Raw genomic sequence first — 23,997 nt, 5'->3', positions numbered from 1 at the left:
TTTTTACGCTCCGAAATGTTACATCGATGTAACTATTCAAAAGCGTATTTATCCAATTATACATAAATCGTTTTGAAATATGTTCTTAAACTACAAAAATCATCAAAAAATTTCTGTGAATTCTCTGTGAAAAAATGACAAATATGGTTGACTTTTGTAATCAAATCGGGTACAATAAAATGGAACTTTCTTTTGGAGAATTTTAATATAGAATTTTGGAGGTGAGCTTTTGAGAGGTTTATTCAAAAAAACCGCGGCTGTCCTGATTTCTCTCGCTGTGGCGACCGCCTTTTGCACAGCCGCGAACGCGCAGACGTCAAGCGCTGATTTGACCGAACAGACCGAGCTGTTTGTCCGTGCCTCGCAGATCAGCGACTACGGCACCTACAGCGCAATACAGTCGGCTCTCGATACCGCGAGATGCGGCGCGAGCGAGAACAATGTCTACCGCGTTACGGTAGAGCCGGGCAGCTACGACCTCACAAGGGCGCTTCATATATACAGCAACACAATTTTATCTCTCGGCGGAGTCACACTCAACCGCGATCCTGAAGCGACCGCGAATATGCTCCGTACCGGCGATTACGACACTGAGGATTCCGGCGCGATCGGCTATGACGCTCACTCGAATATTCTCGTCGAGGGCGGAATTTTCGACGGCGGCGGCACCTCAAACACGATGATCAAGGTCGCTCACGCAAAGAACTTCACAATGAAGGGCGTGACCTTCCAGAACGAGCATAACGGTCATATGATGGAAATCGCGGGAGTCGACGGCTTCAATATCCTCGATTGCTCCTTGCGCGATCAGATCATGGACGAGGACGAGGTAGGCTACGAGGCTATCCAGCTCGATATTCTGAAGAGCGGTCATATCGTTCAGTGCCGTTCCGAAGCGCTGACGATGAAGAATATCCGCATCGAAAACTGCGACTTTGTCAACTGCCCCAGAGGAATAGGCACCCACACCGCGATCCTGAACGCGCCGTTTGACGGAGTCAAGATCCGTAATAATACCTTCACCGATATGACGAGCGCCGCGATTCAGGGCATGAACTGGAAAAATGTTGAGATTTCCGGCAATGTCATTGACGGTACACCCAGAGGAATCGCGATTTACTCAATGTTTGACGGAGGTCAGGGAATGTATCCCGCAAGTGTTCTTGCAAATGAGGGAAATACCTCGACCGACATCTCCGAGGACTATATCCGGCCGACCGACAGCAATATTCTAATATCAGACAACACGATCAAGAACTGCGGCACTGTAAAGGACATCTACGCGCCTTACCAGTACGCGGGTATATCCGTAATCGGCAAGGTAGTTTCCAAGAAGTACTCAGCCTTTGAGGACGGCAGCGGAGCTCTGCCGAAGGGCGATTACTATATCACCGGCATCAGGATATTCGGCAATACCGTTGACTGCAGCGGCTACGGAATACAGCTCAGCGACGCGAGCTGTGTTGATATGGGCAACAACCTTGTCCGCTGTTCCGCGAACTCATTTGACAAGGTAAAGTACCACGGCATCGCGATGACCGACGACAGCGTTGTAAAGACGATCAGCGGCTGCGATATCGAGGGCAGCCTCAACAGCGGCATTTACGCAGACGATTCGTGGATAGGCACAATTTCCGACTGCCGTGTTGCCGATTCGGGAGCGGACGCTATCCAGCTCAACAATTCAAGCTCTGCGCAGGCAGTCAAGAACAACTACATCAGCGGCACAAAGGACTGCGGAGTCGCCGCGATGAGCAAGTCAAAGATTTCAAACGTCAGCGGAAACACTATCCGCGAGTACAAATACAAAGCCGTTTATGAGGCGAAGGACGCCAAGGCGACCTCAGGCAAAAACTACAGCGCCGAGGCTGAGCTTGAGTCGATTTCACTCAACTGGAACAGGATCACAATGGGCATAGGAGAGAGCTACGTTTATTCGATAACATCGTCGCCCGCGGGAGCAAAGACCTGCTACATGTGGACGACAAGCGACCCGAGCGTCGCGAAGGTTGAGTACGACGGCAGGATCCGCGCAGTAGGCAAGGGCTCTTGCGAGGTCACTGTCACCTCGGGCAACGGCGTTTCGGCGTCGAGCTATGTTCAGGTATTCGACGCTCCCGACAGCATTACTCTCAACAAAAACATGCTAACTCTCGGCGAGGGAGAGCAGTTTGATCTGAACAGCACACTTCCCGAGGGCTCTGCGGCTCAGAAGATTTACTACTACTCGAACAACTCCGACAGCGTTGATGTAGAGAAGATCGGCGGACTTGTTACGGCAAAAAAGACAGGCACTGCTACCGTCGTAGCAAAGACCTACAACGAGAAGCCCGCGAGCTGCAATATCATCGTCAAAAAAGCGCCTGGCTCAATCAAGCTTGACAAGACCAAGCTCGATATCGGTTCAGGCGAAAGACTGACTCTCAAGGCGAGCATCAACGAGGGCTCCGCTTCAGCGATAACCTTCTCGTCGAGCGACGAGAGCGTAATCAGGATCGACCAGAAGGGCAATCTGTTTGCCGTTACAATGGGTACGGCGACCGTCACCGCTTCGACCTTCAACGGACTCAAGGCGACATGTGAGATCACAGTCGGTCCGCCGCCGAAGTCTATCTCGCTCAACAAGACGAACGTTTCCCTCAAGACAGGCGAAACCGCGCAGCTTGAGGCGATACTTGAGGGCGGAATGTCGACCGTGACCTACAAGTCCAGCGACCCGGTCGTCTGCAAGGTCAACAGCGAAACAGGCGAGCTGACAGCGAAGTCAACAGGCGGCGCGATAATCACCGCGACGACGCACAACGGCAAGTCTGTAAACTGCGAGGTCAAGGTCATTAACATAAGCTGAATTATTATGAACGGCAGGATTTTTCCCGCCGTTCTTTTTTCGTGTGATAAATAATTTTGAAAATGCTTTGACTTTTACGCTTTTATATGGTAAAATTTTAGAGTATGAAATTATGCGGAATGCTCCAAGGAGGCAACTATGAATTCCAAGCTGAAAAATGACGCGACGGATTTTTTGTTTGACGCGATACTTTCCCTCGAAAGCAAGGAGGACTGCTACCGCTTTTTTGAGGATTTATGCACAAGCGCTGAGCTCAAGGCGATGTCACAGCGTCTTGTCGTCGCAAAGATGCTCACCGAAAAGAAGGTTTACACCGAAATAGTCAAGGAGACAGGCGCTTCCACTGCTACCATCAGCCGCGTAAAACGCTCGCTTTTTGATAACGATACATACGGCTACTCTCTCGTTCTCGACAAGATAAACGGCAAATCATGACGGGAAGCTACAGCGATTTCGCACGGTTCTACGATTCGCTCATGGAGGACGCGCGCTATCCGGAGCGTGCGGAATACCTGCTTGACCTGTGTGCGAAGCTCGATCATGAAACCGGTCTTTGTCTTGACCTCGCCTGCGGCACAGGCTCGCTGACCCGTGAGCTGAAATCGCGCGGAGTAAATGTGTTCGGCGTCGACGGAAGCGAGGATATGCTCTGCGAAGCCATGCGCGGCGACGGTATTCTGTATATCTGTCAGGATATGAGAAGGCTTGAGCTTGCTGAGAATATCGACACCTGCTTCTGCACCCTTGACAGTGTCAACCATCTGACCGAGCTGTCAGACGTTGAGGCTGCTTTTTCCGGCGTCGGAAGGCATATGAACGGCGGAGGGCTTTTTATTTTTGATGTAAACACCCCGTACAAGCACCGCGAGGTACTCGGAAACAACGCTTTTACGATCGAAAACGACACTGTTTTCTGCGCATGGCAGAACGTTACGGAGGACGGAGCTCTGACCGAGATCCTTCTCGATTTCTTCGAGGAACAGGAGGACGGCTCATATCAGCGTTACAGCGAGCAGTTTTTTGAACGGGCATATACGCGTGAGGAGCTGAAAAACGCTCTCGAAAGGGCAGACTTTGAGCTTATTGCCGTTTACGGAGACTTCACGCGCGAGGATCCCGCGGACGACGAACAGCGCGCGGTGTATATCGCGAAAAAGAAAGGATAGAATATGGATAAAATCATACGCTGTATTACAAGCGACGGCGCGATTATGGCTTCGTCTATCGACGCGTCGGATATAGTATTCACCGCCAAAAAGCTGCATAACCTCAGCCGCAGCGCGACGGCGGCGCTGGGCAGACTTCTCTGTGCCACCTCGATGATGGGCAATATGCTCAAGCAGCCCGATGCCTTCATCAATCTCCGCGTGCTCGGCGACGGTGAGATGGGAGCTGTCGTGGCGGTAGGTGACAGCCGCGGAAACGTGCGCGGCTACGTTGAGAATCCAGCCTGTCCGACCGAATACTATAACAGCGGCAAAATCAACGTCGCGAAGGCGGTCGGCAAAAACGGCACTTTAAGCGTTATGCGCGACTACGGCACCGGCGACCCGTACATCGGACAGGTCGAGCTGTGCAGCGGCGAAATCGCCGAGGATATCACGAACTACTTCGCGACCTCTGAGCAGATTCCGACGGTATGTGCTCTAGGCGTTCTTCTCAACAAGGATGACGGCGAGGTTCTTCTCGCGGGCGGCTTGCTTATCCAGCTTTTGCCCGGCGCGTACGACGAGGCTGTTGACAGGCTTGAGGAGAATGTCAAAAACCTCGAGCCGGTTACTACAATGCTTGCGAAGGGCATGAGTATTCTCGACATCTGCAAGGCGGCTCTGCAGGGCTTTGAGGTCGAGGTTCTCGACGAGAATCCCGTGAACTATGTATGCTCCTGCTCGCGCGAAAAGCTCGAGCGTTACTTCATGACCATGAGCGACGAGGATATCAGAACCCTTCCCGACGAGAGCGGAAAAACCGAGGCTGTGTGCCAGTTCTGCAACAAGCGCTACACCTTCACGAGCGACGACCTCGAGCGCCTGATCAAAGAAAAAAACTCATAAAAGATTTTGGGCGACCATCGGTCGCCCTGTGTTTTAACACTCGCTGAAATCGTAATCGGATTTCAGCTGAAAGCTCCTGCAGTTAGTGCAGGGGTATTCGGCGGGACGTGTGTCGTGAATGCCGACGGTGATTTTCTCGAGCGAGCAGTAATCCTTTTTGTCATTGTGATGCTTGCAGCTCGAAACCGTACAGGCGATGCACTGGTTCGCGTACTTGTTGTCCACCATATTCACCTCGATTTATAATGTATTATTAGCGTGCCCCGTGAGGCGGCAAATATTCGCACAAAAATGAAAAAATCCGATAAACTGTAGCGAGGTGATTTTTATGAACGTCGTTTCGGCTGTAATATTGGTGACGCTCGCGGTGATCGGAGCCGCGTCGATCGTCAGGGAGCTGTCGCTTCGGCTTTTTTCGTACAGGGAGGAGCACTCCGTTCTGTTTGTGACCCCCGTAAACGACGGCGACAACGCCGAATTCGTACTGAGGAGCGCTGCCGAAAAGCTCAGATGGGGCAGAGGCAGGCGAAGCTGTGCGGTCTGTCTTGACTGCGACCTCGACGAGCATACCCGAAAAATATGCGAGACCGTGTGCAGGGACTACGGATTTTTGAAGCTGATGACAAAGGAAGAATTGAAGGGCGAGCTTTTTGGATAATTCTATGGAAGAAAAAAATATGCTCCAGATCGTTGGGAGCGTCGAAAGAATTGTATACAGAAACGAGGACAACGGCTATACTGTGCTTGAAATCGAGGTTGACGGCGAGGAAATGACCGCCGTGGGCGTAATGCCGCAGGTAAACGCCGGCGATAAAGCGAGAATGCTCGGCAGCTTTACCGAGCATAAGAGCTACGGCGTGCAGTTCTCCGCTCAGACCTGCGAGATCGAGCGTCCTACGGGAGCCGCGGATATATTGCGCTACCTTGCTTCGGGCGCGGTAAAGGGAATAGGACCGTCCACTGCCAGAAGATTGGTGGACGCTTTCGGCGAAAACACCCTTGAGGTTATGGAAAACGAGCCGGAGCGCGTATCGATGCTGCGCGGAATCAGCGCGGAAAAGGCGGCGGAGTTTTCGGCACAGCTGAAGTCTAACGAGGGCGTCCGCACGCTTATAATATTCCTCGGTGAATTCGGTATCTCAAACGCCGCGGCGATAAGGATTTTCAAGGCGCTCGGTTCTGCGACGGTCAGAATGATAAAGGAAAATCCCTATATCCTGTGCGAGGGTGATTTCGGAGTCAGCTTCGAGAGCGCCGACAGGATCGCGATCCGCGAAAACCTCGGCGGAGATTCATCGATACGCGTCTGCGCGGGTATTCTCTACATTCTGCGCCGTAACGAGGGCAACGGTCACACATGCCTTCCGCGCGACGTTCTCACCGATACCGCGGCAAGGTTCCTCGAGGTTGAGGCTCAGAGCGTCGGTGAAAATATGGAGCAGCTGATTTTTGACCGCTCGCTCGTATCCGAGAGCTTTGACGGCAGGGAATTCATCTTCCGCCAGAGCATGTATATAACCGAGGTCTATATCTCGTCGCGCCTTAAGCTGCTCAAGAGCTTTCCTGCGGAGAGCCTGCGCGGTATTGACAACGCAATCGGGATATGCGAGAAATCGGACGGTATCATCTACGACGGTCTGCAGAAGCAGGCGATTCAGATGGCGCTTTCCGAGGGCTTTCTGATACTTACGGGAGGTCCGGGCACCGGCAAGACGACGACTCTCAACGCAATTATCAAAATATTGCAGCGCTGCGGTCAGCGTGTTTTTCTCGCGGCTCCAACGGGCAGAGCGGCGCAGCGAATGACCGAGCTTACGGGCAACGAGGCTAAGACCCTGCACAGGCTCCTCGAGGTCGCGTGGGACAGAGAGGACAAGCCTGTTTTCGGCAAGAACGAGAAAAATCTGCTCAAATGCGAGGCTTTGATCATCGACGAGATGTCGATGGTGGACGTAAATATTTTCGAGAGCGTGCTCCGCGCTCTGCCTGTGGGCTGCCGTTTGATTCTTGTCGGCGACTCCGACCAGCTTCCGTCGGTCGGCGCGGGAAATGTTCTGGGCGATCTGATCGCGAGCAAGGCGCTTCCTGTCGTCAGCCTGTCAAAAATCTTCCGTCAGGCGCAGCAGAGCCTTATCGTCACGAACGCGCACCGCATTGTCAACGGTCAGATGCCCGTTCTCAGCTCGGCTGACAACGACTTTTTCTTCATGCCGCGCGCAAACAAGGCGGACATCACGAATACAATTCTCGAGCTTTGCACAAGGCGGCTGCCAAAGGCGTACGGCTATTCGCCGATTGAGAGCATACAGGTTCTCTGTCCCTCCAAGAAAGGTGAGCTCGGCACCGGTGAGCTTAACCTGAGATTGCAGGATGCACTCAATCCCAAGGCTGACTGCAAGGAGGAGGCGACGGTCGGCGGAAAGACCTTCCGCGTCGGCGACAAGGTCATGCAGACCAAGAATAACTACGATATCCGCTGGGAGCGTGACGACGGAGAAACAGGCGAGGGAGTGTACAACGGCGACATCGGAGTGATCCTCTCGATTGACCGCAAGAGCAAGCTGTTCAGGATACGCTTTTTCGACAAGATCGCCGCGCTCAGCTACGAAAACGCGTCAGAGCTTGAATTCGCGTACGCTGTCACCGTCCACAAAAGTCAGGGAAACGAGTTTGACTGCGTAATCATTCCCGCTTTCCCGGGACCGAGCAGACTATATTACCGCAATCTTCTCTATACCGCCGTGACACGCGCGAAGGAAAAGCTTATTCTCGTCGGCAATCCCTATACCGTCGAGCTGATGGTAAACAACAACCGCCAGACGAAGCGGTACAGCGGTTTGCGTTATTTTCTCGAAAGGGACGACAGCATTTATTCAAATAAAGAATAATAAATTACGGCTCAGGCGATTTGTCCTGAGCCGTTTGAAGTTTAAAGATTATTACCCAGGGTGATGATTTCCGCCCATTCCACGGGACCTATCGCTCCCGTTTCCTCAATTCCGAGGTACTGCTGAAACGCGATAACGGCGCCCTTTGTGAGCCTGCCGAAGATTCCGTCGACCGCAATCACGGGTATTTCCGGTACGTTTTCTCCGATTTTGTTGAGATATCCCTGGATTATCCTCACGCTTTCTCCTCGGTCACCCTCGGTCAGGAACCGCCCGGGGTACGGTTCGCCTATCGCGCTTTGGTAATTCGCGGGCAGCTCCGAGACAGCGTCGCGGTACACCTGCTCTACCTTTGCGAAAACATTGCCGTCGACCACTCCCGTGACAGGCAGCCCGTAGTAGCTCTGGAACGCGAACACCGCGTCGCGGGTCATTTCGCCGAAATACCCCGTGATCGGAATCGGCGGCAGGTACGGATAGAAGTACCCGATAAACGCGAGGTAGTATTGAAGCGCCTCAACGTCAAGACCCTGACTTCCCGGGCGAAGCTCTCGCGTGTACCGCCGCGATATTTCGGAAATAGTCAGACCTTCGCTCGTGAGGTCGGAAAGCTGCTTGACGCTCGCAAAAATCTGTTTTATTTTGTACCACGTCGCCTTTCCGACGATTCCGTCGGGGTCAAGACTGAAAATCTCCTGGAATTTTTTAACCGCGTTTTCTGTTTCAAGGTCAAATACGCCGTTTGTGAAGCGGATTTTTGGGATAGCGGGATAGTTCTGCGCTATGCGGTTGAGCTCGCGTTTGATAATCACCACATCGTCGCCGAAGCTGCCCCTTCTGAGCGCGACGCCGGGGTAGGACTGCGTGTTGTCGCTTATCGGCGCGTTGAACACTATGCTCACATTGTCGCCAAAGTAGAAACGTAGGATCTCGAGCGGACTCATGCCGTTGTTTGCGAGCGCCACGGTACCCCACTGTGACAGACCGGGGCAGGTCGTGTTGTAGCCGTCGCAGAACTGGGCAAACAGCGGCTCGACGCTTCCGGTGCGGACAAGGTAGTTGTTAAAAATCTCGTCGGTGATACGGCTGATATTTTCATAAACCTCGCCGTCCTTTGTGTACGCCTGATCAAACGCGGTCGTGTTGGTGATATCGAAGTCATACCCGCGGCTGCGGTAAAATTCCGTGTAGACGCGGTTGAGAGCGAACGATATCTGCGCCAGGATATTCGCGCGTATCGCCGCCTCAGGCCAGGTGGGGTAAATCTCGCTCGAGGCGACGTTTTTGATGTAGTCGGTAAACGGAATGGTGATGTTCTCGGCGTTCTGGTTCGGTCTGCCGAGATGCACCGTGATTGTGGTGGGGATAACGGGGGTCGTCGCCATACTCAGCCCTCCGTTTGTCCGTTGCAGGGGTTCAGACTCAGCGGAAGAATCGTTTCGACCCTGTCGTGAATAATGACGGGAGCGTCGATTATTTCCTCAAAACCGGGGTGAAATACCGAAATCAGGTACTCAGGCTCGCCCAACGCGGCTGATTCGGGCGTCTGGGTAGCTTCCGCAAGCCGCGACGGCAGCACTATCTCGTTGACGATGCCCGAATTATCCGTCACGTCGTTGTAAATGGAATAACGCTTGCCGTTGTAGATCAGCGCAACCTCCACAAACGCGTTTTTTATTGGGAACGCCTCTTTAGCCACGCTGGTCTGCACCTTTAGAGACCCTCTGCCGCGGTATTCGTTGATAAATTCGTCGTATTCGGGCTTGAACGGCGTCTCGCCGCTGATTTTCTGATTGTTTACAGGCATAAAAATATCTCCTTTCATCGCTCTATAATATGATGAAAGGAGATTATTGTTTATTTTTTTATTCTGCGGATCCTCGGAATCAACAGCTGTGCGCAAAGTCCCGTAAACAGTCCGGCAAGGCAGCCCGATACGAGCAGAAACGGATAATACGCGACAAGCCCCAATGTCTGTGTGACGAGAACAGCCGCCACCATCTGACCTGTGTTGTGCAGCACCGCCCCGAAAACGCTCGAGAGCCAGATGTGATTTTCATCGATCACTCGTTTTAGCAGCAGCATACCGATAAGGCAGAGAATGCTTCCCGAGGCGCTGTAAATCAATGCCGATATGTTCCCGCTGAAAACCGAGCCGAGTATCAGCCGCACCGCGACGATCATCGCGGTTTCATACGCCTTGTAATGGTACACGGCGTAGACGGTAATTATGTTAGCGAGCCCGAGCTTTATCCCGGGAATAGGGAAGGGGTTAGGTATCCGCAGCTCTATGATGAAGATAATCAGCGAGACTGCCGTCAGCACGGCGAGCTCAGCCAGTCGTTTCGGTTTCATAAATCACTCCGCCAGCGCGTCAATTCCGCCGCTTTCGTCCGCGAATTCGATGATCAGGTGATTGGGCAGGCACACGATAGGCATAGCCGAGGAGCTCAGCCAACCGGTGCGCACACAGGTTTTGTCGGGACATTCCGCCTCAGATACGCGGATCCTGCCGTCCTTTATCTCAACAGTGTTGCTGCTGTCGCCGTACCCGATGACAAAGCTGCGGTTCTCCTCCTTTGACAGGTCGAGAGAATACAGCACCTCGCCGTCGCGAACGATATTGACCCTGCTTTTTGAGGGCGAACAGAGAACAAATACGCTGCCGGCGATCCCTATGACGAAAATCAGCGCAGCTGCCGCAATCATGACCTTGACTTTCATATTTTTTCGAAGCGCTTGATCTGTCTGCCGTTGTCCCAGATGGTCTCAACGAACATGTTGTAAGGCCTTGCCCAGACCTCGCCGTCTGAGAGCGACTTGTAGATTACGAGTCTGTCGCCGGTTTCGCTGTGCTTGGCAAAGCCTGTGACCTCGTACTCATTGCCCTTGAAGTGGCGGTAATGTGCTCCGACAGTTACCTCATCTTCAGCCTTTTTGGGTTCTTCGTTTTTCACGGGAGCGGAAATATTCTCGCTCTCAAGGTCGACCCTGAAGCTGCCGTCGTTTACAACGAGAATTCTTGTTGAGTATGCGGGTACGGGAAGCTCGCACCAGCCGTTGCAGTCGAATACCTGATTGCCGTTGAGCACGTCGGTAAGCTTTGCATTGCAGCGCGAGTCAAAGCCGACTCTTTCTTCGTGGTCGGTGAGGTTAAACATAATGAAAACGGTCTGATTGTCAGTGTAACGCTTGAAAACGAGCTTCTCGTTCATGATGTTCACGTTTTCGAACTTGCCGTACTTGAGAGCCTCTAGCGCAAGCCTTACCTTGCCGAGCTTTACGATGTGATCGCAGAGCTGATAATTTGCGTTGGGAATGTTGTTGAGGTCGAGGCAGGGACGCAGGTCGTAGTCCGAGTCGCGGGTGCGTTTTCCCTCAACGGCGTATTCGCTGCCGTAGTAGATCGACGGCACGCCCGGCATGGTGTAGAGCATGGTGTATACGTTATAGAGGTGGTTCTTGTCGCGCAGAACGCTCGCCACGCGGTTTACGTCGTGGTTGTCAACGAAGTTATAGGTGTAGATATTCTGATAAATGCCGCCGTTTGCGAACTGACGGTTCATGGAGTGCGCGATCTCAAAGTAGTTGTGGTCGTTATGACTGGAGTAAATGCCCTTGTAACACTCGTAGTTTGTAACGGAGTCGAGCATATCCTTGTTTGCGATCCTGTTGTAGTCGCCGTGGGTGATCTCACCGTAGAGCCAGAAATCAGGCTTTTTGGACTTGCAGAGGTTCTTGAGCTTCTTGAAGAACTCCGGGTCGATAACGTCCGCGGCGTCAAGGCGCAGACCGTCGATGCCGAACTCGTTTATCCACATCTCAACGGAGCCGAGAAGGTAGTTGACTACCTCGTCATTGCGCAGGTTGAGCTTAACGAGGTCGTAGTGACCTGCCCAGCCCTCGTACCAGAAGGGATCTCCGTAGCAGCTTCTTCCGTCAAAGTTCAGGTTCTGAAACCATCCGCAGTAGCGCGAATCCCACTTCTTTTCCTGAACGTCCTTGAACGCGAAGAAATCTCTGCCGACGTGGTTGAAAACGCCGTCGAGGATAATTCTGATTCCGTTTTCGTGCAGGGCGCTGCAGATTTTTTTGAAAGACTCATTGTCGCCGAGACGGCAGTCGACCCTGCGGTAATCGATGGTGTCGTAGCCGTGGTGCGAGCTCTCAAACAGAGGGTTGAATACAAGAGCGTTGATACCCAGACGTTTGAAGTGGTCAATACAGTCGAATATTTTATCAAGCCTGTAGTTGAGCTGACCGTCGTTGTCACGGGGAGCTCCGCAAAAACCCAGCGGATAAATATTGTAAATAATGCTTTCATTAATGTAACTCATAGTGGTTCTCCTTTGCAATGCGAAAAATATGGATTATTGAAACACAACCGTTGCGGTCATGGAATAATCGGATTTATATTATATCACAAAATTCCCTATTGTGCAAATCGAAGTTTTATGATACAATATCTTTTGTAAAAATTTGTGTTTTGGAGGACATTATGAATAAAATTCCCGAAAATAAAACCCGCAAACGCCTGAGAACCGCCATGTGGGTGTTTTACCTTCTCGAAATAGTGCTCTGCTCAATGCCTTACTATCAGTACAGCATGAACGGAAAAATCTATTCAAACTCCGTTTTTGATATGCTCAGCGCATTAGGCGCGGGAAATGACATCGGCTTGTCCTCGTCGGAATACTCCGCGATCAACACGATGATCCCGCTGAACTTCATCTTTCTGGTGATTCCGATCGTCGGCTTTTTCTTCTGCGTGCTCGACAGGCAGTCAAACAAGAAAAACGTCGTTTCTATCCTCTGCTGTCTGCTCGGCGTTGTTTCGATTCTGACCATAGTGACGATCAACCTTATCTCGCTCGGCTCAATGCTCGCCCTGCTTCTGTACATACTGATCAGCTTCCTCACCGTTTTCTCGATTTTCGCGCGCTTCTCTGCGCCGTCGGATAAAGAAAAAGCGGAAAATATCGAAAAAAAATAAGCGCATTAAAGCGCTTTGAAAAAACGGCGGTTCGTTGTGAACCGCCGCAGTCATTTTAAAATTCAGAAAAAATCATATGCGCCTGCGCGTTGTCTAGCTCAAGCGGTTTGTCGTAGTCTATGCGGTTGATCGTGCCGTACAGCCTTCCGAAGATGATAGTGGTGCTTCCGAGCTTCGCGGACATCGCCTCGCCCCTCACGGTGAAGGGCTTGAACATGATATCCAGCGCCGACATTCCGCCCTTGTAGTAATACGGTCTGTCAATGCGGTTCGGAGTACCCTTGACAGTGATTTGCGAAAGCTTTTCAAGCTTGCCGTCGTAGAAAAAGCAGTTCTCGTTTCCGTAACGGTTATCTCCGACGCGGCTCGCGAGGTTCAGCGAAAACCGTTTGCCGCCCAGAATACAGTCAGCTGAGAGCCTTTGATAACTGTGCTCGCGCGGCTTGAAATATCTTGTTTTGTCGATGTAGGCTCGGGCGGTATTTTCTAATATAGAATATTCAATGCCGCCGACCTTTATTGCTCCCTGAGCGGTGTAGCACGGCATAAATCTCTTGAAATAGTAGTATTTACGGTTGCGCTCAAACGGCGCAAGAGCGTTCAGATTTTCGATAATATTCCTTTTAAGAAATATATTGCAGTAAAAATCATCGAAACCGCCGAATTCCCTGTAAGCGCACCTGATATATCTGCCGTCGATAGTATTTGTCAGCTTGAGAGTGACTCCCTTGTCCTCGAAGAAAAACTCGCCGCTGTTCTCGTCGCACGGAAGCTCGACCTTTGAAAACCGCAGCTTCTTGTTGATACTATCGCTGATTACTCCGCCGTGCTTCAAATCCGCCACGGCGATTTTTATATTCAGCTCTTTGACGTAATTTTCCACCGCGAGATAGAGCGAAACCTCTCCGTTATTTATAAAGAAGATCTCACGCTCGCAGTGCTTTGCGACGGATTTTCCGTTTTCGTCATTACGGATAAAGACAGGCGTTCTCGACCAGCCTGCCTGCATGACCGCTCCGTTCTCCTCAAAAATATTGCAGGGCTCAAAAATCTCACGCTGCAATCAAATCACTCCAAACCGTTTTTGTCATATAGAATATATCAGACTTTATTTTGCTTTTCAAGAATATTAACAAAACTGTAATAAGAAACCTTCCCAAAGAATAGTTTGTACGGGAAGGTGTGAAATAATTGAGAAAATATTTACTTTTATTTATCCTGTGCGCAATATTTCTCTGCGGCTGCACCCAAAGCGCCTCGGGCAGTATAGACGAGCTGTGCAATTATTCATGGAGCAAAACGCTTGACGGCGGTGCGCAGGTCAGGCTGAGCTTTGACGGCGACAGCGCGGTGTTTACGGTTGACAGCGCCGGCGAGAACATAGAGATTTCAGGCAAATGCGTGATTGACAATAAAAGTATAGTGATTTTTGTTCCATCGCTGTCGCTCAATTACGGCTTTGATTATCAGCCGATGGGTGATGAGCTGAAGCTTACCTACGGTGGAGGTACGATCACGCTTGATAAGGAAAAATGATTATTCTTAACGCCCGTTCGATTCCGTGTCCACAGCTGATGAAGTGCTGCGGGCGAGAGAATGAGCGTTGCTGTCGCATTATGGGTTCAGTGCGATGTGACAGGTATCATCAACTCTCTCCCTAAAAACGTCCCACCGTGACGCTTTTACCTCGCTGCGCTCGGCATGGTCGCCTTCGATTCCCTTCATCTATTCGCTCCACGCAAAAATGGCACCCTTGATGAGTGCCATTTGCGTGGAGCGGATGAAGGGAATCGAACCCTCACGATCAGCTTGGAAGGCTGAAGTTCTACCACTAAACTACATCCGCATATCTGCAACATTGATTATTATAGCATTCTTTGTTTGTGTTGTCAAGTTTTTCGGAGTAAAAAAGATTTTTTTATCTTGTGAATAATCTGTATTTCCATTCAGTATACTAATAGTAAATACTACGAAAACGGAGAGATTCTATGTCAAAGCTGCGAAATTACGCTTCCGCGATTGCGGTGCCGTTGCTCCTCGGTGCGGTGGTCGGATTCCTGACAATGGGTTCCATGGATTACGATAAACTCAATCAGCCGCCGCTGTCGCCGCCGGGTATTTTATTCCCGATAGTCTGGACGATTCTGTATACGCTTATGGGTGTGTCCTACGCGATGATAAGACAGAAGGGAAAACCCGAGTCCTCTGTTTCACTGATTTACTATTTACAGCTCGGCGTAAATCTCCTGTGGCCGATAGCGTTCTTTTTGCTCAAATGGAGACTTTTCGCGTTTTTCTGGATTATCCTTCTCGACGTGCTTGTGGTGACAATGCTTTTCAGATTCTACGCAAAGGACAGAACCGCCGGACTTTTGCAGATACCCTATACTGTTTGGGTGATTTTCGCGACCTACCTCAACCTCGGCGTGTACCTTTTGAACAGATAAAAATCAGGCGGCAGTTTTGTACTGCCGCCGTTTTATCAGCTCAAAAATCCGTTTATGATCTGCTGCTCTGCTTCCGCTTCCGTCAGACCGAGGGTCATCAGCTTGATAAGCTGGTCGCCCGCGATTTTGCCAATAGCAGCCTCGTGAACGAGCATAGCGTCCACATTGTTTGCCTCCAGAGAGGGAATAGCGAGGATTTTGCCGCTGTCCATGATGATAGAGTCGCATTCGGTGTGACCGCTGCACGGAGCGTTGCCCGCGATACAGGCGTTGAAGGTCTGCTCCGAGGTGTCTCTCGCGACAGAACGCGAAACAACATCGGCGGTGGAGCCTTCGCCGTTGAGCGATACCTTGTAGCCGCTGACGGCAGTCTGATTGCCGTGAGTCATAAGACGTTCCTTAATCAGAAGCTTTGCGCCTGCCTTGAGTTCGGCTATGGTCATACGGTCGGTGGAGTCAACGCCCTTTATTTGCTCCATTTCCATCTCCATAACGCCGTTTTCTTCCATGTAAACCTCGGTGACGGGGTTGAGAATGCGCTTGCCATCTCCGTTTCCGGAGCCGTAGTGCTTTTCAACGTACTTTATGCGCGAGTTTTTGCCCACATAGAAACGGTGGATTCCGTCGTGCTGCGAGTCGTGAGCACCGCAGTTGTCGATTCCGCAGCCTGCAACGATAGTAACGTCACAGTCGTCTCCGATGAAAAAGTCATTATAGACCTTTTCCTTGACGCCGCTTTCGCTTATTACGACAGGAATATGCACGTCCTCGCCCTTGGTGCCGGGTTTTATGAAAATATCGATGCCGGAGCCGTTTTCCTTTGAAACTATATTTATGTTTTCAGTTGTGTTTCTGCCCGCAAGACCGCTGTTGACGCGGAAGTTATAGGCTCCCTTCGGTTCGTCGGTGATGTCGGCGACCTCGTTCAGTATCATTTTCGAAATATCGTCCAAGCCTAACATTTCGCGCCTCCTTACTTTAATCTCTCGCAGGCGTCGACCGCCGCCGTTGTGCCGATAAGCTCCGGAAGAACATCGTCAACGCTGCCCTGCTTTTTGATCGTTCCGCCAGAGAGCAGGATAATTTCGTCAGCTATGCGCAGAATTCTTTCCTGATGTGAAATAATGATGATAGAGCTGTCCTTGATTTCCTTCTGCATGTTTTCAAAGATGCGTATAAGATTCTGGAAGCTCCAGAGGTCGATTCCCGCTTCCGGCTCGTCAAATACGCTCAGCTTTGTCTGACGGGCGAGAAGAGTGGCGATCTCAATGCGCTTTAGCTCACCGCCCGAGAGCGAGGAGTTGATTTCACGCTCGATATAATCCCTTGCGCAAAGTCCGACCTCGGAGAGATAGTTGCACGCTTCTGCGATAGAAATGTCCTTGCCCGAGGCGAGTCTGAGCAAGTCGTGAACGCGGATTCCCTTAAAGCGGACAGGCTGCTGAAATGCAAAGCTGATTCCGCGCTTTGCGCGTTCGGTGACGGAAAACTCCGTGATGTCCTCGCCGTCAAAGAAAATCTTGCCCGAGGTAGGCTTTTCGATACCCATAATCAGCTTTGCGAGGGTTGACTTTCCGCTGCCGTTCGGGCCCGTGATAACGACAAAACGGCTGTTGTCGATTTTTAAATTCAAGTTGTGGAGGATTTCCTTCTGACTGCCGTTCTCATCGACGCAAAAGGAGAGGTTTTTCAGTTCCAGCATATAGTAATCTCCCAAATAGTTTTTTCAAATTAATATTATATAACAAATATGGACAAAAAGCAAGTGAAAACGGGCGGTATTGTTGGAATAATAAAATAAATGCCCTGCCCGGCAATATTACCGGACAAGGCGTTTATGTTAAGCTTAGCACAGCTTACTTATTATTTCCCTTTTGTATTGCAAAAATTCGTCTGTAAGATTGAAATCTGATCTTCTCGGCTTAGGCTCTCTTATGACGATCTCGTCGGCGATCGTGCCGGGCTTTCCGCAGAGCAGATAAATCCTGTCCGAAATCAGGATCGCCTCGTCGATATCGTGGGTTATAAACAGGATCGACAGGTCGATTTTTTCCATTACGTTCAAAAACCATCGGTGCATGTCGCTCTTGGTGAGTGTGTCGAGCGCGCTGAACGGCTCGTCGAGCAGGGCGACGCTGTTTGACGCCATATACGTCCTCAGCAGAGCGGCTCTCTGCCGCATACCTCCCGAAAGCTCGGACGGGTATTTTTTTTGAGTGCCCTCAAGACCGAATTCTGCGAAATACGGGTTGACCTTCGGTATGGCTTCCTTCTTTTTTACGCCTCTGATAATCAGTGGCAGCGCGGCGTTTGCCTCGATAGTGCGGTAGGGAAGAAGCAAGTCCTTCTGAAGCATATAGCTTATTCTTCCAGGTATGCCCGTTATGTCTTCGCCATTCAGAAGAATTTCGCCCTGCTGCGGATGCTTCAGACCGGAAATGACGTTGAACAGCGTCGTTTTTCCGCCGCCGCTAACTCCGAGCAGACAGACGATCTCGCCTTCGCCGACGGACAGCTGAATGTTTTCGATCACATTGACCTTATTGTCATATGAAAATGTGATGTTTCTGGCTTCAAGCCTGTTCATTTATTTCTCCAGATATTCGTTTGTAAAGCCCGTGTTCTCGGGGATCTCGACTTCGAGGAGCTTTTTCTCGTTGATCCAGTTGTAGAAAGCGTTCCATCTAGCTGCGTCGATGTAGCCCCACTGTTCGACCTCAGCCTTGTACTGGTCAGCCATGTATTTCTGACTCTCTACAACAAGGTCCTTGTCAAGCTCGGGAGCAGCCTTGAGAAGAATGTCGGAAGCGTCCTCGATGTTTTCGATGCTGTACTCATAGCCCTTTTTCAGCGCTGTGAGGAAAGCCTTTGCCTTGTCGGGATTCGCGTTCATCCAGTCGGTGTTGCCCGCGATAACAGGGGTGTAGTAGTCGAAAACGGGGTTGATGTCCTTGAAGTAGAAGTAGTCGGTGTCGACGTTCTTGAGCTTTGTGGCGATGCCTGCCCAGCCGTAGTAAACCCAGATAGCGTCTACGGACTTGCTCTGCAGAGCGGAAGCCTCGTCGGTAACGGTGCTGGGAATCAGCTCGACCTTGTCAAAGTCGCCGCCGTCGTCCTCAATGACCTGCTTGAGGGTCGCCTTCTCAACGGGCAGATCCCATGTTGCGTACTTTTTGCCTTCCATTCCCTTAGGAGTGTCAATGCCCTCGCCCTTGCGCGAGATAATGCCGGAGGTGTTGTGCTGTAATACTGCCGCGACCGCCGCAATAGGCATTTTTGTGTCGCCGACAACGGTCGGAAGCATGGTATCCTGGAAGGTCATGCAGAACTGAGCCTTGCCTGTGCCGACAAGAGCCTCGGCTCCGTCCTCGGGAGGCTGAACGATCTCAACGTCAAGACCCGCCTCGTCAAAATAACCCTTCTCCTGAGCAACATACAGACCTGTGTGGTTTGTATTCGGCGTCCAGTCGAGAACGAAGGTGATTTTTGTTTTTTCGGCTGAAGCGGCGGTTGTCGCTTCGCTGCTTTTTTCACTGCTGCCTGTGCTGCTGCCGCAGCCCGCCATACCGAGCGTCAGCATTGCTGCCGCCATGACAGCGGCAAGAATTCTTTTTTTCATAATTGAATACTCCTTCTATTTTCCTTTTCTGTTATCCCAAGGCATACATTTTTTCTGCAAAAGCTTTACAAGCCACATCAGAATCAGGCTGAGCGCCGAAATCAGGAAAATGACCGCGAACATTTTGTCAAAGGAATATGCCTTTTTGACCCTTGTCATATAAACTCCCAGTCCGTTGAAGCCGCCGAGCCATTCGGAAATGACAGCGCTGACGACCGCGTATGAAACGGATATTTTCAGACTCGCGAAAAACTCTCCGAGAGCCGCGGGAAATTTTACGTAACGGAATATCTGCCTGTCTCCCGCGCCCATTGAGCGCAGAAGGCTTATCGTGTCCTTGTCCACCGACCGAAAGCCGTCGAGCATATTGACCGCGATGGGGAAGAATACCACCAGCACGATGAGTATAATCTTCGGCAGCATCTCGTAACCGAACCACAGCACCAGAAGCGGCGCTATCGCCACGGTGGGGATCGTCTGCGTAAGCACAACCAGAGGATAGAACGCGTGCCTGAGAATTGAGTACCTGTCCATAAGCACCGCGAGACCGAAGCCCACGACGATGCCGATGATCAATCCGATGAAGGTTTCCAGCAGCGTCACACCCGCGTGACTGAGCAGAAGCGGAAAGTCCGAAATCAATGCCTGCACTACCTGTACGGGCGAGGGCAGCATGAACGAAGGCACAAGCTCCGCCATGCTGACCGCCTGCCAGATTACAAGCAGGAGGACTATTGCCGACAGCGGCAGGAGAAATTTATTGGTGATGTTTGGTAACTTTCTTTTCAATGGTCAGCACATCTCCCTCGGGCTTGTACGTCACTTTGATGTATGCGAGGACGGAAGGCGCGCCTGCTCTTATCGCGATGTGCTGGCACTCCTTGACGATATCCATAAGCTCGTCGTAATCGCCCTCGATGGCTGTTTCAAAGGGACCTACATAATAGTTCAGACCGGTGCTCCTGATATAGTCGATGACCTCATCGACTATGCGGATGAGCTCGTCGTCGTTTTTGGCTTCGGGCAGAGTCTGGATTGCTACGCTTGCGTTCATTTTTGATTACTCCTTCTGTTTTTTGAAAAATAAAAGCGCTGCGGATTGCCGCGGCGCTCAAAAAATACGTTATGAAACGAGCTTCCTACGTCGGCATTATCCGAATCAGGTTAGAGGGTAAGGACGAATCAGCCCATTCTCAGCCCGCTTCAGCGGACACCCCTGCGTTTATTTATTAATAGAATACAACTATTTTCCGCATATGTCAAGCGAAAATTTTATCTGAACTTGCAGTATTGCCGCGTAAACCGTTTCCGTAACGGGCAAAAGGGCTAAAACCCCGATCAACCTTTTATTTCGCACAAGATTTTTGTGATTACAGCGCCATACTTTGTAATTAAATATTTCTTGACAACGGCGCATGTTTGTCTTACAATATAATATGTACGTATTCAGGGTATAATAGCCCTGTACAGCAGCTCATTTTCAGAACGGAGAGTTTTATGAAAGTAAAATTTACGCTTATTCCCTTCATTCCCGCTGCTCTTGCAATGATTTTTTTTCGCGTTATGAGTATTTTCGGCGCGGACGACAGCGGTCATTTCCTGGGAATGGACAAAATGGTTGTGTCTTACACAGCAATAGGAATCGCGGCAGTACTCTTTGTCGCTTGTATCGTCATCAATATATTTGACAGGAAAACCTCACCTGTATATCCTGTCAAAAAGAATCCCGCGGCAGGTATTTTATCCGCACTTTCCGGTGCGCTTGTCATCGCAAGCTCCGTTGCGACGTTTATGAACAACACTACCGATTCAGAGTATTACGTAATGTCGCTTATCAGCGCGATCGCTTCTATTCCGGCGGGTATTGCGCTGTTCCTGATGACCCGTATTCATCTGCAGGGAAAAACCGTTGTTTCGGGTATCTCCACGCTTTTTATTTTCCCGGCTATCTGGGGTTGCACAGAGATCGTATATGAGTTTCTTGAGGCTACCAAGGTGTCTATTTCCTCTACGGATATGACCCCGCTGTTCTGCTTCATTTTCCTCACTCTCTACTATTTCTCCCACGCGATGGTCCTTTCAAGGGTCAAGGGCAGAAGTCCGGTCAAGGCTTGCTTTATCTACGGCTTGCCCGCTGCCGCGCTTTCGCTTTCCTACAGCCTCTACAGACTTTTCACCGGTCTTAGAGAAGGCGGCGGCTACACCTCGATCTTCAATGCTGCGATGTTCTTTGTACTTGGCGCATACGCGGTCGCATTTATCGCCGAAATGGCTTTCAATGCTCCTACCAAGGACGAGCTCAAGGTGATCGACGGACTTCCTAATTCCGAAGAGATCGGCAAGGAAGAGAAGAAGTATATCAAGACAGAAAGCTATGACGATCTGGTGTTTTCCGACGACAAGTCCGCAGCCGCTTCAAAAGCCGAATCTACAGAGAACGCCGTGGATGAACCCGAGGAAGTTGAAGATATCAGACCTTCTGATTACTATCAGAACGCTCAGGGACTTGATGATTTTATCATCGGTTATCAGGCTCCCAAGGACGACGAGCCGGTTCCTTACCTGACAAGCAAGGAAAGGGAAAGAACCGATGACAGCGATTTTGTTGTCGGATACTCGAATAATATTCAGTCTGCGGTTGAACCCAAATCTGAGCCTGTTGCAGAAGCAAAGCCCGAACCTGTTGTCGAGACTAAACCCGAGCCTGTTGCAGAAGCAAAGCCCGAGCCTGTTGCAGACAAAAGACCTGTTCAGAAAGCTCAGCCCGCTCCCGTGAAAAAATCACGCAGCGACGTTTCTGATTTGCTCGATGAGCTTAACAGCAAAATTTGAGTTGACAAACAGAGATTTCAGTGATATGATAAATCAATAAAACAAAGCGTTGATAAGGACATGAGCCTCAGTCAGCCGTTTTCCAGAGAGCAGAGCGTTTGGTGAAAGCCCTGTATCCGGTGCTGTTGCTTACCGCCTTTGAGCCCGCGCAGGAAATGGCGCGGCGTGTTGACCGCGTTAAGGTTTTTGAGGACAGATTAATCTGTCGAACTTGGGTGGAACCACGAGTAACTTCGTCCCAATATTCCTTTTTGGAATATTGGGGCTTTTTTTATAAAATTATATTTTCAGATAAAGGAGAATGAAAGATGATCAACATTGAGTTAAAGGGCGGCGTCGTCAGGGAATTTGACGCCGGAGTATCGCCCGCAGAGATCGCCAAATCAATAGGTATGGGACTTTACAAGTCCGTTTGCGCCGCAAAAGTCAACGGCGTTGTATGCGATCTGCGCACCCCGATCCAGGAGGACAGCAAGGTTGAGCTGCTTACCTTTGACGATCAGGAGGGTAAGAAAGCGTTCTGGCATTCCGCTTCCCACGTACTTGCTCAGGCGGTAAAAAGACTTTATCCGAACGCCAAGTGCGCTATCGGTCCCGCTATCGACAGCGGCTTCTACTATGATTTCGACGTAGAAAAGCCCTTCTCAGCTGAGGACTTGGAAAAAATCAAGGCTGAGATGAAGAAAATCGTTAAATCCGGCCTTGAAATCAGCCGCTTTGAGCTTGCTCCCGACGAGGCTGTTGCGAAGCTCACCGAGATGGACGAGCCCTATAAGGTCGAGCTCGCCAAGGAGCATACGGACAAGGGCGAAAACATAAGCTTCTATAAGCAGGGCGAGTTTGTAGACCTCTGCGCGGGACCTCACCTCATGAGCGTCGCTCCCATCAAGGCTGTAGAGCTGACAAACTGCACCGGCGCTTACTGGCGCGGCGACGCGAGCAAGGCGCAGCTTTGCCGCGTATACGGCGTCGCTTTCCCGAAGGCTTCCATGCTCGAGGAGCACCTCGCTCAGCTCGCCGAAGCCCGCAAGCGCGACCACAATAAGCTCGGCAGAGAGATGGGCTTCTTTACAACCGTAGACTATATCGGTCAGGGTCTGCCCATTCTTCTTCCCAAGGGCGCGAGAGTTATCCAGCTTCTCCAGCGCTTTGTTGAAGATGAGGAGCAGAAGCGCGGCTGGCTGCTCACAAAGACTCCCTTCATGGCTAAGAGCGATCTATACAAGATCAGCGGTCACTGGGATCACTATCAGGACGGCATGTTCATCTTCGGCGACCCCGACAGTGACAGCGAGGTTTACGCTCTCCGTCCGATGACCTGTCCCTTCCAGTATCAGGCATATCTCAACAAGCAGCGTTCATACCGCGACCTTCCTCTCAGATATAACGAGACCTCCACGCTGTTCAGAAATGAGGCTTCGGGCGAGATGCACGGACTTATCCGCGTCCGTCAGTTCACAATTTCCGAGGGCCATTTGATGTGTACTCCCGAGCAGCTCGAGGACGAGTTCAAAAAGTGCGTAGAGCTTGCGGCGTTTATGCTCAAGACAGTCGGTCTGTACGAGGACGTTTCCTATCGCTTCTCGCAGTGGGATCCCGACGACCGCACAAAGTATATCGGCACTCAGGAGGAGTGGGACAATGTTCAGGATATGATGGGCAAGATCCTCGACCACCTCGGAATCAAGTACGAGATCGGCGTAGGCGAGGCTGCGTTCTACGGACCCAAGCTCGATATCCAGATCAAGAACGTGTACGGCAAAGAGGATACCCTTATTACAATTCAGATCGACCCGTACCTCGCTGAGAAGTTCGACATGGAATACGTTGACCGCGACGGTGAGAAAAAGCATCCCTTCATCATCCACCGCACCTCTATCGGCTGCTACGAGAGAACGCTTGCGCTGCTTATCGAGAAGTACGCCGGCGCTTTCCCGCTCTGGCTCGCGCCTACTCAGATCAAGCTGCTGGCTGTTGCCGACAGACACCTCGATTACGCATACGAGATCAAGAAGCAGCTCGAGGCTGAGGGCTTCCGCGTTGAGGTCGACAGCAGAAGCGAGAAAATCGGCTACAAGATCCGCGAGGCACAGCTCGAGAAGGTTCCCTACATGTTCATCGTAGGCGACAAGGATATCGAGGCAGGCACTGTTTCCGTCCGCCACAGAAAAGAGGGCGATCTCGGAGCAATGCAGCTTTCTGATTTTATCGCTCTTGCCAAGGAAGAGATCGAAACAAAGGCGATCAAGTAAAAATATCGCAAATTTGAAAAAAACTCTTGCAATTTGTAAATAGATGTAGTATAATCTATCTGTT

24 protein-coding genes, 1 tRNA gene and 1 riboswitch are annotated in these 23,997 nt (G+C 50.9%); of the genes, 11 read left to right on the top strand and 14 right to left on the bottom strand.

The features are described from left to right. Nucleotides 1–229: 229 nt before the first annotated feature. The 4 genes from KQI64_RS05275 to hslO all read left to right on the top strand — a co-directional run bounded on the left by KQI64_RS05275 (nucleotide 230) and on the right by hslO (nucleotide 4,902). The gene (locus KQI64_RS05275) at nucleotides 230–2,848 is read left to right on the top strand and encodes an Ig-like domain-containing protein (RefSeq protein ID WP_216523687.1); all 2,619 of its coding nucleotides are present in this window, start codon (nucleotides 230–232) and stop codon (nucleotides 2,846–2,848) included. A gap of 138 nt (nucleotides 2,849–2,986) precedes the next feature. Next, nucleotides 2,987–3,283 (top strand): YerC/YecD family TrpR-related protein, encoded by a 297-nt coding sequence (locus KQI64_RS05270; protein ID WP_216523686.1) that lies wholly within the window; start codon nucleotides 2,987–2,989, stop codon nucleotides 3,281–3,283. Beyond that, nucleotides 3,280–4,014, top strand: coding sequence for a class I SAM-dependent DNA methyltransferase (locus KQI64_RS05265; RefSeq protein ID WP_216523685.1), 735 nt, complete (start codon nucleotides 3,280–3,282; stop codon nucleotides 4,012–4,014). Before KQI64_RS05270 ends, KQI64_RS05265 begins: the two co-directional genes overlap by 4 nt. Nucleotides 4,015–4,017: 3 nt before the next feature. Beyond that, entirely contained in the window at nucleotides 4,018–4,902 is an 885-nt protein-coding gene (hslO, locus tag KQI64_RS05260) for an Hsp33 family molecular chaperone HslO (RefSeq protein WP_216523684.1), read from the top strand. A gap of 33 nt (nucleotides 4,903–4,935) precedes the next feature. Here hslO and KQI64_RS05255 read toward each other — a convergent pair whose 3' ends face one another. After that, nucleotides 4,936–5,130 (bottom strand): DUF1540 domain-containing protein, encoded by a 195-nt coding sequence (locus KQI64_RS05255; protein ID WP_216523683.1) that lies wholly within the window; start codon nucleotides 5,128–5,130, stop codon nucleotides 4,936–4,938. Between the two features lie 100 nt (nucleotides 5,131–5,230). On the opposite strand from KQI64_RS05255, the gene KQI64_RS05250 reads away from it, so the two are divergent. Further along, on the top strand, nucleotides 5,231–5,560 hold the full coding sequence (locus KQI64_RS05250; protein ID WP_216523682.1) for a hypothetical protein: 330 nt from the start codon (nucleotides 5,231–5,233) through the stop codon (nucleotides 5,558–5,560). 4 nt (nucleotides 5,561–5,564) lie between these two features. Beyond that, nucleotides 5,565–7,790 (top strand): SF1B family DNA helicase RecD2, encoded by a 2,226-nt coding sequence (gene recD2 / locus KQI64_RS05245; RefSeq protein WP_216523681.1) that lies wholly within the window; start codon nucleotides 5,565–5,567, stop codon nucleotides 7,788–7,790. Nucleotides 7,791–7,831: 41 nt separating this feature from the next. On the opposite strand, the gene KQI64_RS05240 is transcribed toward recD2, so the two are convergent. Genes KQI64_RS05240 through KQI64_RS05220 form a run of 5 tightly spaced genes read right to left on the bottom strand, consistent with a single transcriptional unit; the run spans nucleotide 7,832 to nucleotide 12,127 of the window. Continuing rightward, on the bottom strand, nucleotides 7,832–9,175 hold the full coding sequence (locus tag KQI64_RS05240; protein ID WP_216523680.1) for a peptidoglycan-binding protein: 1,344 nt from the start codon (nucleotides 9,173–9,175) through the stop codon (nucleotides 7,832–7,834). 2 nt (nucleotides 9,176–9,177) lie between these two features. Next, nucleotides 9,178–9,597, bottom strand: coding sequence for a hypothetical protein (locus tag KQI64_RS05235; protein ID WP_216523679.1), 420 nt, complete (start codon nucleotides 9,595–9,597; stop codon nucleotides 9,178–9,180). Nucleotides 9,598–9,647: 50 nt separating this feature from the next. Beyond that, nucleotides 9,648–10,145, bottom strand: a complete 498-nt coding sequence (locus KQI64_RS05230; protein WP_216523678.1) for a Gx transporter family protein — start codon at nucleotides 10,143–10,145, stop codon at nucleotides 9,648–9,650. 3 nt (nucleotides 10,146–10,148) lie between these two features. After that, complete coding sequence (locus KQI64_RS05225; protein WP_216523677.1) at nucleotides 10,149–10,514, bottom strand: NusG domain II-containing protein; 366 nt, start codon at nucleotides 10,512–10,514, stop codon at nucleotides 10,149–10,151. After that, nucleotides 10,511–12,127: a DUF1653 domain-containing protein gene (locus tag KQI64_RS05220; protein WP_216523676.1), complete on the bottom strand. Its 1,617-nt coding sequence runs from the start codon at nucleotides 12,125–12,127 to the stop codon at nucleotides 10,511–10,513. Before KQI64_RS05220 ends, KQI64_RS05225 begins: the two co-directional genes overlap by 4 nt. Nucleotides 12,128–12,288: 161 nt before the next feature. Between KQI64_RS05220 and KQI64_RS05215 the strand changes: the two genes are divergently transcribed. Beyond that, complete coding sequence (locus KQI64_RS05215) at nucleotides 12,289–12,783, top strand: hypothetical protein (RefSeq protein ID WP_216523675.1); 495 nt, start codon at nucleotides 12,289–12,291, stop codon at nucleotides 12,781–12,783. Nucleotides 12,784–12,838: 55 nt separating this feature from the next. On the opposite strand, the gene KQI64_RS05210 is transcribed toward KQI64_RS05215, so the two are convergent. Beyond that, a complete protein-coding gene (locus KQI64_RS05210; RefSeq protein ID WP_216523674.1) occupies nucleotides 12,839–13,846 on the bottom strand; it encodes a DUF2804 family protein in 1,008 nt (335 codons plus the stop codon). 128 nt (nucleotides 13,847–13,974) lie between these two features. Between KQI64_RS05210 and KQI64_RS05205 the strand changes: the two genes are divergently transcribed. Then, nucleotides 13,975–14,319, top strand: a complete 345-nt coding sequence (locus tag KQI64_RS05205) for a hypothetical protein (protein WP_216523673.1) — start codon at nucleotides 13,975–13,977, stop codon at nucleotides 14,317–14,319. Between the two features lie 236 nt (nucleotides 14,320–14,555). On the opposite strand, the gene KQI64_RS05200 is transcribed toward KQI64_RS05205, so the two are convergent. After that, a tRNA-Gly gene (locus KQI64_RS05200) sits at nucleotides 14,556–14,629 on the bottom strand. Nucleotides 14,630–14,771: 142 nt separating this feature from the next. Here KQI64_RS05200 and KQI64_RS05195 point away from each other — a divergent pair. Beyond that, nucleotides 14,772–15,230 carry a TspO/MBR family protein gene (locus KQI64_RS05195; RefSeq protein ID WP_216523672.1) on the top strand — a complete coding sequence of 153 codons (459 nt, stop codon included), beginning with the start codon at nucleotides 14,772–14,774 and terminating at the stop codon, nucleotides 15,228–15,230. Nucleotides 15,231–15,265: 35 nt separating this feature from the next. Here KQI64_RS05195 and KQI64_RS05190 read toward each other — a convergent pair whose 3' ends face one another. The 6 genes from KQI64_RS05190 to KQI64_RS05165 form a co-directional block, all read right to left on the bottom strand. After that, nucleotides 15,266–16,192 (bottom strand): SufB/SufD family protein, encoded by a 927-nt coding sequence (locus KQI64_RS05190; RefSeq protein WP_216523671.1) that lies wholly within the window; start codon nucleotides 16,190–16,192, stop codon nucleotides 15,266–15,268. Nucleotides 16,193–16,203: 11 nt separating this feature from the next. After that, nucleotides 16,204–16,932: an ABC transporter ATP-binding protein gene (locus KQI64_RS05185; RefSeq protein ID WP_216523670.1), complete on the bottom strand. Its 729-nt coding sequence runs from the start codon at nucleotides 16,930–16,932 to the stop codon at nucleotides 16,204–16,206. Nucleotides 16,933–17,076: 144 nt separating this feature from the next. After that, nucleotides 17,077–17,817, bottom strand: coding sequence for an ABC transporter ATP-binding protein (locus tag KQI64_RS05180; RefSeq protein WP_216523669.1), 741 nt, complete (start codon nucleotides 17,815–17,817; stop codon nucleotides 17,077–17,079). Then, nucleotides 17,818–18,849 (bottom strand): ABC transporter substrate-binding protein, encoded by a 1,032-nt coding sequence (locus KQI64_RS05175; protein ID WP_216523668.1) that lies wholly within the window; start codon nucleotides 18,847–18,849, stop codon nucleotides 17,818–17,820. A gap of 15 nt (nucleotides 18,850–18,864) precedes the next feature. Beyond that, on the bottom strand, nucleotides 18,865–19,638 hold the full coding sequence (locus KQI64_RS05170; RefSeq protein WP_216523667.1) for an ABC transporter permease: 774 nt from the start codon (nucleotides 19,636–19,638) through the stop codon (nucleotides 18,865–18,867). After that, on the bottom strand, nucleotides 19,607–19,903 hold the full coding sequence (locus KQI64_RS05165) for a thiamine-binding protein (RefSeq protein ID WP_216523666.1): 297 nt from the start codon (nucleotides 19,901–19,903) through the stop codon (nucleotides 19,607–19,609). Before KQI64_RS05165 ends, KQI64_RS05170 begins: the two co-directional genes overlap by 32 nt. A gap of 63 nt (nucleotides 19,904–19,966) precedes the next feature. Then, nucleotides 19,967–20,077, bottom strand: a riboswitch (TPP riboswitch). A 269-nt stretch (nucleotides 20,078–20,346) separates the two neighbouring features. Between KQI64_RS05165 and KQI64_RS05160 the strand changes: the two genes are divergently transcribed. Together KQI64_RS05160 and thrS are read left to right on the top strand one after the other, a co-directional pair. Then, nucleotides 20,347–21,681 carry a procyclic acidic repetitive family protein gene (locus KQI64_RS05160; RefSeq protein WP_216523665.1) on the top strand — a complete coding sequence of 445 codons (1,335 nt, stop codon included), beginning with the start codon at nucleotides 20,347–20,349 and terminating at the stop codon, nucleotides 21,679–21,681. 308 nt (nucleotides 21,682–21,989) lie between these two features. Further along, nucleotides 21,990–23,933 (top strand): threonine--tRNA ligase, encoded by a 1,944-nt coding sequence (gene thrS / locus KQI64_RS05155; RefSeq protein ID WP_216523664.1) that lies wholly within the window; start codon nucleotides 21,990–21,992, stop codon nucleotides 23,931–23,933. Nucleotides 23,934–23,997 lie beyond the last annotated feature (64 nt).

This window comes from Lachnoclostridium sp. MSJ-17 (assembly GCF_018918205.1).
GTDB lineage: Bacteria > Bacillota > Clostridia > Oscillospirales > Acutalibacteraceae > Ruminococcoides.
The sequence above is the reverse complement of the archived record's forward strand: the minus strand, read 5'-3'. Positions and strand labels throughout refer to the sequence as shown.